9 protein-coding genes are annotated in these 14,878 nt (G+C 58.9%); 4 read left to right on the forward strand and 5 right to left on the reverse strand.

From position 1 onward, the window contains the following. Positions 1 to 63: 63 nt before the first annotated feature. The 3 genes from ffh to leuD are packed head-to-tail and all read right to left on the reverse strand — an operon-like array spanning position 64 to position 2,399. The gene (gene ffh, locus RBB62_RS03330; protein ID WP_309397028.1) at positions 64 to 1,422 is read right to left on the reverse strand and encodes a signal recognition particle protein; all 1,359 of its coding nucleotides are present in this window, start codon (positions 1,420 to 1,422) and stop codon (positions 64 to 66) included. Positions 1,423 to 1,455: 33 nt separating this feature from the next. Further along, positions 1,456 to 1,791 (reverse strand): hypothetical protein, encoded by a 336-nt coding sequence (locus tag RBB62_RS03335; RefSeq protein ID WP_309397030.1) that lies wholly within the window; start codon positions 1,789 to 1,791, stop codon positions 1,456 to 1,458. Positions 1,792 to 1,799: 8 nt separating this feature from the next. Continuing rightward, entirely contained in the window at positions 1,800 to 2,399 is a 600-nt protein-coding gene (gene leuD, locus RBB62_RS03340) for a 3-isopropylmalate dehydratase small subunit (RefSeq protein WP_309397032.1), read from the reverse strand. Positions 2,400 to 2,624: 225 nt separating this feature from the next. Here leuD and RBB62_RS03345 point away from each other — a divergent pair, with 225 nt between their 5' ends. The 3 genes from RBB62_RS03345 (at position 2,625) to RBB62_RS03355 (ending at position 5,685) form a co-directional block, all read left to right on the forward strand. Then, positions 2,625 to 3,542, forward strand: a complete 918-nt coding sequence (locus RBB62_RS03345) for an SRPBCC family protein (RefSeq protein ID WP_309397034.1) — start codon at positions 2,625 to 2,627, stop codon at positions 3,540 to 3,542. A 75-nt stretch (positions 3,543 to 3,617) separates the two neighbouring features. Then, complete coding sequence (locus RBB62_RS03350) at positions 3,618 to 4,421, forward strand: alpha/beta hydrolase (protein ID WP_309397036.1); 804 nt, start codon at positions 3,618 to 3,620, stop codon at positions 4,419 to 4,421. Positions 4,422 to 4,635: 214 nt separating this feature from the next. After that, positions 4,636 to 5,685, forward strand: coding sequence for a PEP-CTERM sorting domain-containing protein (locus RBB62_RS03355; protein ID WP_309397038.1), 1,050 nt, complete (start codon positions 4,636 to 4,638; stop codon positions 5,683 to 5,685). Between the two features lie 5 nt (positions 5,686 to 5,690). Here the strand turns inward: RBB62_RS03355 and RBB62_RS03360 are convergent, their stop codons facing one another. After that, the gene (locus tag RBB62_RS03360; protein WP_309397040.1) at positions 5,691 to 6,527 is read right to left on the reverse strand and encodes a helix-turn-helix domain-containing protein; all 837 of its coding nucleotides are present in this window, start codon (positions 6,525 to 6,527) and stop codon (positions 5,691 to 5,693) included. Positions 6,528 to 6,597: 70 nt separating this feature from the next. Here RBB62_RS03360 and RBB62_RS03365 point away from each other — a divergent pair, with 70 nt between their 5' ends. Continuing rightward, positions 6,598 to 9,477, forward strand: a complete 2,880-nt coding sequence (locus RBB62_RS03365) for an FAD-dependent oxidoreductase (protein ID WP_309397043.1) — start codon at positions 6,598 to 6,600, stop codon at positions 9,475 to 9,477. Between the two features lie 79 nt (positions 9,478 to 9,556). On the opposite strand, the gene RBB62_RS03370 is transcribed toward RBB62_RS03365, so the two are convergent. Next, on the reverse strand, positions 9,557 to 14,860 hold the full coding sequence (locus RBB62_RS03370; RefSeq protein ID WP_309397045.1) for an Ig-like domain-containing protein: 5,304 nt from the start codon (positions 14,858 to 14,860) through the stop codon (positions 9,557 to 9,559). Positions 14,861 to 14,878 lie beyond the last annotated feature (18 nt).

Consider the following 14,878-nt stretch of genomic DNA (forward strand, 5'->3'; position numbering starts at 1 on the left):
ACCCCATTCAGCTGGATAAGCAATTTGCCCAATGGGCAAATCTATCAGTGCAGCGGCACGCTGCTACATGCCGGGGAGGCCCATGCCGCCGCCGCCCATGCCGCCCATTTGCTTGGCCATCTTCATCATTTGCTTCCGGCCCTTGCCGCCCTTCATCATCTTCATCATTTTGCGCATCTGGCCGAACTGCTTGAGCAGTTGGTTGAGGTCGCGGACCTCCATGCCGGAGCCCATCGCAATGCGCTTGCGACGGCTGCCGTTGATGATTTGCGGGTTGCGACGCTCATGCGGCGTCATGGATAAAATCATGGCTTCCGTGCGCTTGAGCTGCTGCTCGTGCTCGTCGCCAATTTCAAGGCCGTGCGCGCCGGGGAGCATCTTCATGATGCCGCCGAGGGAGCCCATTTTCTTGATCTGACGCATCTGCGAGAGGAAGTCTTCCAGGTCGAAGTCGGCCTTCTTCATCTTCTCGGCAAGGCGCTCGGCTTCGCTCTGGTCGATGTTTTCCTGGGCCTTCTCGACGAGCGACACGACGTCGCCCATGCCAAGGATGCGCTGGGCCATGCGGTCGGGGTGGAAGACGTCGAACTCGTCGATCTTCTCGCCCGTGCCCATGAACTTGATCGGCACCTCGGTGATGGCCTTCATCGACAACGCGGCGCCACCACGGGCGTCACCATCGAGCTTGGTCAGCACAATACCGGTCAGCTGGACCGCTTCATTGAAATGCTGGGCGACGTTGACCGCCTCCTGGCCGAGCGCGGAGTCCGCGACGAGCAAAACTTCGTCCGGCTGAATCTCCTGCTTGAGCTTGATGATTTCCTGGACGAGGTCCTCATCGATCTGTAGGCGGCCGGCGGTGTCGAAAATGATCAGGTCGCGCTCTTGCTCCTTGGCCCAGGCGAGGCCCTGCTTGCCGATCTTCGGCACGTCCTTGGAATCGCGGTCGGTGTAGACCGGAATTTCCTCGCGCTGGCCGAGGGTCTCGAGCTGGTCGATGGCGGCCGGGCGATAGACGTCACACGCGATGAGCGCGGGCTTGTAGCCCTGCTTGGCCATGCGCTTGGCGAGCTTGGCGGAGGTGGTCGTTTTACCCGCGCCATGCAAACCGACCATCATGATGCGCAGCGGCTTCTTGTCGACGAGCGCGGTGCTGCCTTCGCCGAGCAGCGACTCCAGCTCGTCGTTGATGATCTTAATGATCTGCTGGCCCGGGGTGACGGACTTCAGGACCTCCTGGCCCTCCGCCTTTTCCTTAACGTTGCTGATGAACTGCCGCGCGACCTTGAAGTGCACGTCCGCCGAAAGCAGCGCCGTGCGCACTTCCTTGAGCGCCTCGGCCATGTTTTCCTCGGACAGCTTGCCCACCCCGCGAAGGTTGCGGAGGGCAGATGTCATGCGGTCTGTTAAGGATTCGAGCATGGGCTAATCAATTGGGAGGCTAGAACGTGAATATCAATTTGGCACTGCGGGAGTGAGAGAATATTCATCGCAGTCGAATGCGTCGATGGGATTATCTTCATCCCAGATTTCGACACGCCAACGACCAAATTCTAATGAATTCCCCTCCTCTACGTTGTTATCGTGTATTTGGATTTCTTGGCAGTATAGAAAGGCACTTCCATGCTGCGGTGTTTCCGGCCCAACTAATCTCAATAGCTCTTTCCCCTGAGCAGTAGAAAACTCCACCGAGATACTGTTGGACTTCAGTAACACATGATCCACTTCCTGAATTGGGTAGTGGCTCTTCCATCTTGGCTCAGCCTTTTTGTCTCTGCCAAAACCAAGCATACATCAAACTACACGCTGTAAAGCTTACCGGCGACGGCTTCGATGTCTTCCTGGTCCTTGAGGAGCAGCGCGAGGGCGTCCCACTCAGCGTTGAGCAGGGCTTCGCGGGCGGACTCCGTCATGGTCAGGGCAAACTCTTGGCCCGCGGCGGTGACCTTCTTGCCTTCGAGGTCGACGTTGATCTCGGTGGTCGGGTCGGCGTCGACGATCTTGACGAGGGCGTCGCGGTCGGCTTCGGAAACGCTCACACAGGGAATGCCGAGCGTGGTCGAGTTGCCAAAGAAAATTTCTGCATAGCTGAGGCCGATGATCGCGCGGACGCCGAACTTGTGCAGGCTCTGGGGGGCGTGCTCACGGGAGCTGCCGCAGCCGAAGTTGGAGCCCACGAGCATGATTGAGGCACCATCGAAGCGCTCTTCGTTGAGCGGGTGCTGCTTCTTGTTGCCGTCGGCATCGAAGCGCACGTCGTAGAAGGCGTATTCACCCAGGCCATCGAATGTGACGCACTTCATGAAGCGCGCCGGGATGATGCGGTCGGTGTCGACGTCGTCGCCGGGCACAGGAACGGCGCGGCCAGAAACTTGCTTAATTGCGGGAAGAGTACTCATTGCTAAACTGGAAACTCAGCAGCTAAGCGGGTCGCCGCGCCAGATTCAACGAAAAAGGTGGGAGCCACTCCAATGTGAGAGTTAACTACGAATGGCGCAGATGGACGCAGATAATGACTATTGCCTGATGGATATCTGCGGTCATCTGCGCCATTCGTAGTTCAAAAAAACTCGCGCTGCTAACATTTTTTCCTAAAACGGAGGACTTCCATCACCGCTACTCTCATGCCTAAGTTTTCCGTCGAACGCTCTGTGTTGCTCAATGCGCCCCGCGGCAAAGTCTATGCCACGGTCCGCGACTTTCACCAATGGCCCCAGTGGTCACCGTGGCTCATTTGCGAGCCCGACGCCGATCTGGAGTTTGCCAAGGACGGACGCCGCTACGCCTGGAATGGCCAGTTCGTGGGCGCGGGCGACATCGTCGTCACCAAAGAAGAGGAGGGCGTTTCCATCGACTACGACTTGACGTTCCTCAAGCCTTTCAAGTCCAAGAGCAAGGTCCGCTTCGAGTTCGCCAACGCCGGTGATCAGACCAAAGTCATCTGGAAAATGGACAGCTCCCTGCCCTTCTTCCTGTTTTTCCTCACCAAGATGATGAAGAACATGATCGGCATGGACTACGAGCGCGGCCTCCTGATGCTCAAGAACTACGTTGAGACCGGCGACCGCGGTTGCGCGCTGGATATTCGCGGCGAGGAAACCTTTAACGGCTTTGACTACCTGGGCATACGCCACCAATGCGCCATGAACGACGTCGGACCGGCGATGGAAAAGGCCTTCGGCTCGATCGTTGAAAAAATGGACGCTGCCGGGCTTGAACCCACGGGAGCGCCGTTTTCCATCTACCACAAGTGGGACTTGGGTAAAAGCCGCGTCGAATTCACCATTGGCATCCCCACCAACGTCAATGGCTCAGCGCCAGAAGGCGTCACCGCGGGCAATATCCCGAGCTGCCAGGTCTTTTCGCTTCAACACACCGGCGCCTACGAGCTGCTGGGCAACCCGTGGTCAGCCGGGATGACACGTCAGCGTGCAAAAGCCTTCGCGAGCAGCAAGCTTCCGCCGTTTGAAACTTACGAAAACGACCCGCGCGAAACGCCTGAGCGCGAACTGGTGACGGTGGTCCATTTCCCGCTCAAGTAGCAGCGCAACGGTTTACCATGTGGCGCGCGGAAGAATCCTTGCGCTGCCCGTTTGGGTGTGGCTTGGTTGAGGTTTATGGCCTTCATCCAGTGTGATTTCTTTAGCGAAGTGCTGGGCTTTTCCACCAGCATGAACGTGATCCTGCCGCAGGCAACCAGCGGCCAGATCGGCATGACCGGCGCCGTCGGCCAGGGGCGACACAAGACGCTCTGGCTCCTGCATGGGCGCTCGGACGACCACACGATCTGGATGCGCCGCACCTCGATCGAGCGCTACGTGTCGAGCCTCGGGCTGGCGGTCATCATGCCGCAGGCCAACCTCAGTTTTTACCACAACATTGACGGCGGCTCCCGCTATGGCGACTTCTTTGAAAACGAGCTGCCCGAGGTCGCCCGCTCCTTCTTTCCGCTCTCCGATAAGCGGGAAGACAACTACATCGCCGGCCTGTCCATGGGCGGCTACGGCGCCATCAAGCTCGCCCTGGCCAATCCCGAGCGCTACTGCGCCGCCGCCAGCCTCTCCGGCGCATTGGACGTCATTGCGATGGGCGAAATGACCGAGCCCGGGCGCCGCGAATTCATGACCTTTGTTTTCGGCGACCAAGCTGCCAAGCTCGGCGGCACGCAGGCCGACCTCTTCCATCGCCTGGCCCAGCTCAAGGCCGAAGGCGTGGACCTGCCTAAGCTCTTTGCCTGCTGCGGGCGTCAGGACTTCCTGATCGAGCACAACCGCAACTTCGCCAACGTCTGCAAGGAGCTCGACGTGCCCCTGAACTACATCGAAAACGGCGGCACGCACGAGTGGGGCTATTGGGATAAAATGATCCAAGAGGTCCTCGAATGGCTACCTGGCGTCAAAAACAACGCAAGCCTTTCGTGATCTGACACTTGCAAAACCCACTTAGATAATTCGCTCGGGCAAAGCAGTACTTTTATGCACTTGGCCTGAGCTATATCAACGACTTACAAAAGTCCCATGTCATCTAAAGCAAACTTTTGACCGCCAAACACCGGCTACTTTTGGCAGGATGCTGCAATTAAGATATTGCATTCTAATTCCAGGGCTGCATATTAGCAGAAAATTTTATTCCAAAATGAAAACAAAACTGCCTGCATTCCTGCTGGCTGGGGCGCTTGCCTCTGTCGCAACACAAGTTAACGCACAATCGCTCAATCCGTCAGCGGGTTATTCGGTGGGCCAGGCTCTTTCCTCCTACACGCTAGGTGCCTACGACATCTACGATGACGGCGGTGCCAAAGCCTATGGCTGGGACTCCACCACCAGCACACTGCGCAACTACGACGTCGCCAACGGTGGCGTGCTCGCCGACTACGGTGCCGCACCAGACAGCTACGCCGACAGCGCCTACATCAGCTTTGTTCGCCAGTCTCCCGACGGCACTTCTGTCTGGGTTGGCTTCTCCACCTACGATGGCTCGGATGACCGCATCTACGAAGTCACCAACCTCGACAGCACCCCAACCTGGAACTTGAAGACGACGGTTTCCTTCAACTACGACTTGGAGTTCGACTCCAGCGGCAACGCCTTTGTCATCGCCAGCAACAGTATCTACTACCTGGACGCCAGTAATGACTACAGCGCCGTGCTTTTCGCCAGCGCAGGACTGTATTCGGCCGATTTCTCTTTCGACATCACGGGCAACCTCATCTACGGCACCAACGGCCTTGATGACAATGTGCTGATCAGCTTCGCCAATGGCGACATCACCAGTTTCCTCGCGGACACCAGCTCCTGGACAGCCCTAGGTGTCTCCGACGCCACCTTGCTATCCAGCCTGCCCGCAGGCGCCGGCGGCCTCTACGCCGATGAGTTCGGCAACATCTACGTCAGCACGACGGACTTTGGCACCTACGAGAGCCTCATCATGGAGTGGAATGGCAACACCGGGGACAATGAGAATTATGACATTCTCGCCTCTGTTTACAACTCCCTGGGCGACCTCGATGGCCTTGGAGATCTCCTCGAAGGCGGTGAGCTCTACGACAGCGTCGGCTGGAATGGCAGCGGTATCGACACCCTTGGCGCCGTGCCCGAGCCGCAGACCTACGCGCTGATTGCCGGTCTGGCTTCCCTCGCCGTGATCGCCATCCGCCGCCGCCGAGTTTCAACACGCTCCTTTTAGAAAAATCAAACCGCTTGCTGGTCCCGCCAGTCCGTGGGCGACTGCCCGGTCTGTCGGCGATGCCAACGCGTAAAATGCGAGGCGTCAAAGAACCCCAGTGAAACCGCAATTTCCTTGAGTGAGAAGGCCCCGTGCCGGATCTTCCGCTGTGCGTCACCCAGGACGCGAGCCACCATCCACTGCCGTGGAGTCAGGCCCGTTTCCTCGTGAAACACGCGGTTGATCTGCGCGCGGGAGAGCCCCACCGCCCGCTGTAGCTCCTCGTAATCCATCGGCTGAATCGAGATCCGCTGCGTCATGGTTTCAATGATCGCCAGCACCCGCGGATCATTCAGCGTGAGCGTAGCCGGGCCCAGCGCCTCGCGCTCAGCGCGCCACATCGCCAGCCAATCGTAAAACTTCGCCTGCCGGTCAAAATAAGCGGCTGACGTCGGGTGATGCTCCACGGCATTCGCCTGGCACAGCGCCTCGGCGGCAGCCAGCATGCCGGGCTTCCCCGCCCCATCTACGATGCGTATCCCGGCCAACGGCGGCAGGTAATCCAGCCCCTGCCAACTGATGCGAAAACGGATCGACACCAGCGCCGGCCCATTGCTCAAGCGGTGCCCGCGCTCGCACATCGGATCGAACAAAACCCACTGCCCAGCATGCGCCCAATGCGTTTTGCCGCCGGATTGAATTTCTGCAATACCCGCACGAATATACCAGCTGGTATAAAAGAGCTCAACCATACGCGGGATCACATGATGCTCAAGTTCCACCTCTCGATCATAGGTAGCGCCTAGGATGTATTCAGGAGGATCGTGACTGATGCTTTTGCGCGGAATGAGCTGTTTATACAACAAACCGCACACTCTGTATAGGAAAATCCCATCGCCCCGAAGCTTCCGCCCACGCTAGATTATGGGCATCATGAACGTTTTCGACGCATCCCAGCAGTTACCCATCGTCAAGAATGTCGACGTGCTCATCCTCGGCGGAACCAGCGGTGCCATTAGCCTGGCACTCAGCGTTCAGGCTTCCGGCCTCAGCGTTTTCGTAGTCGCCCCGCGCACCTACCTCGGTGAAGACATCTGCGGTGCCTACCGCTATTGGCCGACCGCCACCCCCGCCGCCGAAGACACCTTGGCCGACGCCGTGTTCAGCGAGCCCAAGCCGCCGACCCCGCTCCGCGTCAAGTCCACGCTCGAGCAAGCACTCGTCGACGCCGACATCCCTTTCCTCTTTAACAGCCTCCCCGCCGGCCTCCTGCAAGATGCCGATGGCCGCGTGGCTGGAGCAGTGATCGCCAACCGCGGCGGCCGCCAAGCCATTCGCGCCCGCCTTGTGGTGGACGCCACCCTCGAAGGCCTCGCCCTGGAGCAAGCGGGCATCGCCGTTCACCGCCCCACCGGCGAGCAGAGCATCAGCTGGGTCACCCTGTGCGACGGCGAAGGCGCTAACGCCGAGGGCCTCACCGTGCAGCCGCTGCCCGCCTACGAAGCCGAAGACTACCAACTAACCGCCCGCGCTTACACGCTCACGGTGGATTTTGGCGACGGCTCGCCCGCCGCCCGCGGCAAGGCGCTCATCCAGGCCACGCAAACCTGCTGGGTTCCCCAGGAATTCCGCTGCCAAAGCGTGGTGTGCGTCAACCTGCCCGCCAGCGAGGCCCAGCCTTCCCTGCGCAGCCTGATGCGACAGCCCGGCTTGATGGCCTTCACCGAAGCCGCCCAAATTAACGGTGGCGCGGAAGTGAACTTTACTGATCCAGTCCGCGCCATGACGCTCGGCCGCGCCCTCGGGCAAGCTCTGGCCGTCTCGCTGCCATCAGCAACCAGCGCCAGCCTCACCGTTGCCTGCGCGGGCGCGGAGTCCGTCGAGACCGGCCAGCTCCGCTCGCTGCCCCAGGGCTTGCGCCCGATTGACGCAGTTGCCGAATTTGTCCCCTGCGATCCGCAGTCCGCGCCTGTGCTCGGCGAGTATGATGTGGTCGTCGTTGGCGGCGGCACCGGTGGCGCGCCCGCCGCTATTGGCGCTGCCCGCGCCGAAGCTTCCACCCTCACGCTCGAAGCCTGCTCCGCCCTCGGTGGCGTGGGCACCGTTGGCCAAATCGGCCGCTATTGGTATGGCAACCGCGTGGGCTTCACCAAGGAGATCGACGCTGGCGTCGCTTCGCTCGAAGTGAACAAGAAATACCAGGGCGGCAAGGGCGCATGGTCCGTGCCCGCCAAAGCCCACTGGCTGCTCGACACCGGTGCCAAGGCTGGCTCGGACTACTGGCTCAACACCTTTTGCGTAGGTGCCTGGGTCGTCGACAACGCTGTACGCGGCGTGCTCGTGGCAGGCCCGAATGGCTATGGCCTCGTGAAGGCCAAGTGCGTGATCGACAGCACTGGTTGCGCCGACATCCCCGCCGCCGCTGGCGCGGAAACCCGTGTGATCGGCAAGGACCACGTGGCGGTGCAGGGCGTGGGCCTCGCGGGCATCAAACCCGGCCGCGATTACAACAACTCCGACCACAATTTTTCCGACGACACCGACGTCGTGGACGCCACCGCGTTCTTCGTCAGCTCGCGCAAGAAGTTCCCGAATGACTTTGATTCGGGCGAGCTGGTGGACTCCCGTGAGCGCCGTCAGATCATTGGCGACTACTCGATCACCGCAGTCGACATTCTTTTCCAGCGCCGCTTCCCGGACACCCTCTGCGTAGCGAGCTCCAACTTCGACACCCACGGCTTCACGATTGACCCGAGCTTCATGGTCATCCCTCCGAACAAGGAACGCCTGTGGGCGGACGTGCCGCTGCGCTGCTTTCTGCCCAAGGGTTTCGAAGGCATCATGGTCACCGGCCTCGGCGTCAGCGCGCACCGCGATGCGCTGCCCGTGATCCGCATGCAGCCCGACGTGCAAAACCACGGCTATGCCTCTGGTTACATAGCGGCCCTTTCCGCCAAGACCGGCCAGAAGCTGCGCGACATCGACCTGAAGGCCGTGCAACAGCACCTCGTCGACATTGGCAGCTTGCCCGAGCGCGTGCTGACCGACGAAGACTCCTTCCCCGTTTCCGATGAAGTCCTCGCCGAGCAAGTCGCCACTGGCTGGGACACCGCCGCCGGCGTGGCCGTAATCCTACGTGAAAAGGACCGCACGCTCACTTTGCTTCGCAAAGCTTACGACGCACTCGGCGGTGAACAAAGCGCGCAGTCGCTGCGCTACGCTCAGCTGCTTGCACTGATAGGCGACAACCACGCCCAGGCCGAGCTGCAGGCCAACGTCGAGTCCCGCGACTGGGATACCGGCTGGAATTACACCGGCATGGGCCAATTTGGCATGAGCATGTCCGACCTCGATGCCTGCCTCGTCGCACTCGCCGAGTGTAGCGACGCCAGCGCCTGGCAGACTATTTTCAACAAGATGCAGACGCTCACGAGCGAGTCCGAGTTCTCGCACTTCCGCGCCGTCTCCATGACCTGCGAGATCCTCAACGCACGCCAGCCCAACGCCGAAGCCGCCACGCAACTGGCCGCGCTGCTGGAGCTGCCGGGCATTACCGGACACGCACTTACCACGCAAGTCGCCTACAACAACGCGGTCGACGACAACATGGAAAACACGCTCTTGCGCAACAAGTCGCTGATCGAAATCCATGTAGCCCGCGCCTTGCTGATTTGCGGCGACTCCGATGGCAAAGCAGCCCGCATTCTCGCTGATTACGCCAAGGATTTGCGCGGCCACTACGCCCGCCATGCCAACGCCCTGCTCGCAGATTTGCAAAACGCCCCGGCAGAGGAAGCAGTCGCCGCGAAGTAAGCAACGACATACTTTGCATTGCAAAGCACATTGACTCGCAGCCAACTTTGTAACGCAAAGTTGGCTGCGTTCTTTTCAACTACTCCACCGAGAGCTGGAAGAACTTGGCGTCATCGCCCGCGCGTGGCGCGCGGATTTCGATGGTCTGTAGTTCGCCGTCATCAGCGACTACCTCCTGCACAGCGTCCACCACACTCCACTCGCTCAAATCGGTGCTGCATTTCAGCTCCACATCGATACCCGCAAGATTGCTGCGACGCTGAAACTCGATGACAAAATACTGGTCGTCGCCATTGACCATCGAGTCCCGCGTATAGCCCATCGTAAACGGATAACCCACAGGCAGACCGGCATCCACGCCCAGCGCATAGCGAACCAAGGCTGGCACGCCAAAGCTATCGCGATCACCCGGGCCCATACCCGAACCGCCCAAGTTAGCGAGTTCCCAGTCATCCGGCATGCCGTCGAGATCGCCGTCCGCACCAGTCACCCGCAGTTGGTAGTTGGCCAGGATTTTGGCACCAACCGCATCCACGACCATCACTTCGAAGACGTGCAAACCAGTGGCGGAAGTCTGTCCGGTAATTGAACCATCGGCGTTCAGCGTTAAGCCCGCTGGCAGCGCGCCATTGACCAAGCTAAAAGCATAAGGCGTCTCGCCGCCCGTTGCGGCAATGGCGACATTGGCCTCCGCCTCGGCGGCAACCGCGAGCGGAGAGCTCGTCGTCAAGCGGAACGTATCGACCAGGTTTTCCATTTCAGCCACCGTCAGGTAAATGTAATCCGAGGCCGAAGCCTGCCCGCTCCGATTCATAGAATAATTCCACACCGAATAGCGAATGCGCCAACTGCCGGCAGACGAGAACGTGTAGTTCAGCTCGTAACTATCGATGTATTCGGTCGTGCGGGCATTCGGGTCGTAGACCTGCCATTGCACATCAATTTCAGACTCAACGCTATCACCATCAATATAATCAGGCGTAAAGGTGTAGGCCTTCCCAACCGCAAATGTGTTCTCCACGCCCGGCGTGAAACCACTGCGCTCGGCCACCGGCGAAAGCTCTGTTTCAAAGCCGCCCAAAGCCAGATAGGGCTTCAACTCAGTCGGCTCAATCGCGCGATCATAAATGACGATGTTGTCCATTTCTCCGACGAAGAAATTCTTGTAACCGCCAGCGCCGTCAGGCCGGGCACCAATGATCCACGGCGTGCCAGTGTCGGCTTGATCCCAATCCATCGCCGACGTGTCGACCTGCGCGACGATGCATTGATCCACGTAGATCGAAAGCTGGCGCGTCTGCGCATCGTTAATCACGCTAACCTGCTTCCAGTCGTTGTCGCCAAGGAAAGGCCAGTAGTAAACCAATTCATAGAACAAAGAAGCCAACGGACTAGATGCATAGGGCTCAATGTAGTCCCCCTTAACCTGCACGTGCGCCCCCGCATAAAAGCTTCCAACGTTTGTCGGGACGTTACCCGCCTCGAGCACAAACTGCGTATCGCCAGCATCGTTAGCTTTGCAAAGCAAAGTATAATTGCTTCCGAGAATTTGCGTGGTCACATCGAGGTATACCATCATCACAATCGAGAAACTATCCGTGGCAGGGTTAAAGTTTAACTCCGCAGGATTGCCGAGGCTCACATAATTCGTCGCGCCATCGAACGACAAGGCATTGCCATCCAAGCCACTCACCCAGCTCGCAGTTCCACTCACCGTTCCATCCGCTGTTGAGCCAAGCGTGCCCGAGTTTGCCGCGACCGAGCCAGTCGTTTCATCGAGTAATAAATTCACCAGCGGATCACTCAGCGCGATATCCGTTCGGTTCACGGCAACCGCCGCGCTGGCAACAAAGCCAGACTCATTGCGCACCGCATAAGTGAAGGAATCCGTGGGCAGACTATACCCCGCGGACGGCGTGTATTCGACTTGGCCATCCACAATGCGCACTGAGCCACGCGCGGGCTGATCAACACGAACCAGCGTCAACATTTCACCGGCGGGGTCCACGTCATTGCCCAACACATCAAACAGCACGGCCTCAACACCCGTCATGTCGAATTGGTCATTACCCGGCTGGGGCAAATTGTCCGGCGCAACCGTCACCGTGACGTTGCGCGTCTCGCCCGACGGCTCGAAGTTTAAGGCGTATTCAAACGTCAATGCGCGGTCCCACAACGTCGGCGGATAGAAAACGACCTCGCCATCCTCTATGCGCACGTAGCCTTGCGCGGGCTGGCCGACAATGCCGCCAAAGCTCATCGTTTCCCCATCCAGCGAAATGTCATTGGCAAGCACATCGAGGCGACTTGGCCCCAAGCCTAACTTAAAAGAATCCGCTGATCCGCCAGCAAAAACGAAGTCGATGGTGTGCATATCCGTATGCCCGGGCCAGCCATCCTCCGCAGCGATCAACAAGCTTTGCGGCGCGTTGTCAGTATTCACCAACTGAACAAACAGCTCATAGCCGCTGCTCGTCTGCACCACCTCATAATGCGTAACCGCTTCGAGATCCGACGGAATCATGACGAACTTAATCGGCTCGCCATCTTCGTCTGTGGCAGTGAACGGGAAGCGCAAATCGCCAAGGTTATCCGGGTCAATCGGCGCTATCGTGGGCAAGCCGGCAATGGTCGGCGCATGTGGCGAGACATCCGTTCGCTCACGTGTGAAGCGCTCATAGAGCGAACGGATCTCGCCATCTGAAATCTGCGAGCGAAAGACCCTCACGTTCGCAATCATACCGTCGAAGCAGTCGGCTAAACCACTGCCCGTAGAATCCTCCCACCGCGCGCCAATGAGCATGTCGTGATCGACCGTTTTGCTCGCCGGCAGAGCGTTGCCGATCAGCACATTGTCCACGTAGAAATCGCCATTTCCGCGGAAAGTTGCCTGGTGCCATTGGCCATCATTAAAGCTTTCGCTCGTGGTGGCGCGGCGCGAAGTAATCTGGCCACGTACCGTGCCATCAGCCTGCATGTAAATCGCATAATTCGTCAAGCAATCCGTCCACCCAGTAATGAGGTTGTATGCGCGCGAAATCAGCACGCCACCCTGGCTGTCGGGCTCGGCCTTGAAGTCCAGCGTAATGGTCCAGTTCTTGCCATTGCCGTGAGGCAGCATGTTGTAGTCGGTAAAGTCGTCCGTGCCCTCGCCCATCGAGTGGACCTGGATCGCGTCATCGCCATCAAAGACCGTGCCCTCCGCGCCAACTTGAGGATTTCCCCACACGGTGAAGCTGCGCTGGAAGTGGCTTTTGTCAGCAATGCCCAGGCCATTGGCGCGGAGATCCAGATTAAGGATCTCAGTCATGTCGCCATCGATGAGCAGCGAGTATTCAATCTCCACCGGCGCGCTGTCGTCATCGATCACTTGCAGGGTCAAGCGGTATTGCCCCGGGGCAATGGGATTGCCCTGCAGTTTACCCGTGGAAAGAAGCTCCAGCCCGGGCGGCAAAATACCGGTAGCCAAGGACCACGTCGGCGAGCCGTTGGCGCCGGACACCGTCAGGTCGAAGTCCACGTCTTCGCCCACCGGGAAAGGCGGCAGGATTGGCTGATCGATCGTGAGGCCCACACTAGCGAAGACGCCCTGCGCATTCGTGAAAAACGTGCCGCCGCCCGAGGCCACTTCGTGCACGGCTTGGATCATGTAAACGTTGGAGCCGACCAACGGGCTGTCATCGGTGAAGGTCGTGGCGGTCACGCCAGTAGCGATTAGCGCAAAGTCACTCAACAAGCTGGTTGCTCGGTAAATACGATATTCGACAAACTCGCTCAACTCCACAGGCGCGCTCCAAGCGAGGTCGACGCTACTGCCATTACGCGTGGCAGTCGGGCTTTGCGCCGGAGCCACAGGAAAGAGCCGCAAGGACGGATCACCCACCAAGTTGCGCAAGTATTCACGGCTCTCAAAGGACGGCGTTGAAGAGCCGGTGAAGTATTCGTTGAACTCGTAATTTTGCGACAGCTGGAAAGCCTCGCCAAATGTTTTTCCCATGCCCAACAGATGCAGGTGGTATTGCGAATCCCAACGGCCGCCATAACTCCAAGTCATCGTCATGTTCTCCGGACGGAACAGGTTGATGCGCGAGCTTTCGTTCGCAAACCAGTCTCCCCACCAGCTCTGCATGCTGAAGCGATGAGCAGCCAGGCCATAGAGCTCGGTGTCGCCCGAGGGCGGCGAAGAAGAATTTTGTCCGTAGTAGAGGAATGGACCGTTCGCCGTGATGTATTCGTAGTCAGACAAGCCTGAGGTGTTGTGGTAATCCAGCGCATTGCCGAGGCCAACCATGCCGAGGAACTGCATCGCCGTGCAAACGTTGCCCTGCTGGCCACCGCCATTGTAACGCAAGGCCGTGCGACGCCCGATCAACACCTCCGACCCCACGGGCCCAAACGGCTCGTAGTGCTTGTAATGGTGTGCCTTGTCGAGGTAGCCAGCAACCGTCACTGCGTGCGTTTCGCCCAACACGCTGTCCACCCCGTTGGAGTTAAACGGGTCTACACGACCATGCGCGAGCTCAAGTGTGCTGGGCATGGTGTTGGGGTCGTAAATACCGTCGCCCGGCACATTCGGTAAGGTCAGCTCGTCGCTGGTGGAGAGCGATGCGTTGGAAAATTTGCTGTCCGACCAAACACCATCCATGTCCGCGTAAAAATAATCTGTCACATAAGCCGAGCGGCTGCCGTGACCATCGGGATGCGACATCTGTAGCCCTGTCTGCGCCGTGGGCGTGTGCCCGAGGAAATAGAGCATCTTCGTGCCCGCGGGGTCCTCGTTGTAAATGTCGCGGATCTGGTTTCGTAGCTCACGCGTATAGTCGTAGCTGTAGATGCCCAGGCAGGCATTGCTTTCAAAATTGAAGGCCTTATCGTCGTAAACTGGCGTAAGGATCGTGCGGACTTTCCACCCGTCGCCAACCAGGTCTTCGAGCAGCGTCTTGAGGCGGTCTTCATTGCCGACAATGATATTTTCCGCAATGACAAGGATCAGCGTGCCGCGCGGTCCAGCCTCATCCACCCCGATGCCCGCCGTCAAGTAGCCATAAACTGCTTCGTCCACGACTTTGGCCGCGTATTCATAACAAACCCCCGTAATCACCGTGGAATCCGTCCAGCTCGCCGCGAGCCCGGTGGAGTTGGTCAGCGCCGCACCCCAATCAGTCTCACCGTAAATGCGGCGGTAGATTTCGTAGTCTTTCTCAAAGAGAAAATTCAGCGTAATCGACGGGGCGCTGGCGTCAATATCCGCCCACATGGCAACCACTTCCTGAGCCTCGGCGATGTTCGGAATCGGGTTTCGATCCGGCAAGGTGTCGTAGGCCCACAGCGGGGAAACCAGCATGAAAAGGAGACATATCAGGGATAATTTTGGGGTATTCATTAGGCTAATCAATCTTGT

Source organism: Cerasicoccus maritimus (assembly GCA_031296935.1).
Lineage (GTDB): Bacteria > Verrucomicrobiota > Verrucomicrobiia > Opitutales > Cerasicoccaceae > Cerasicoccus > Cerasicoccus maritimus.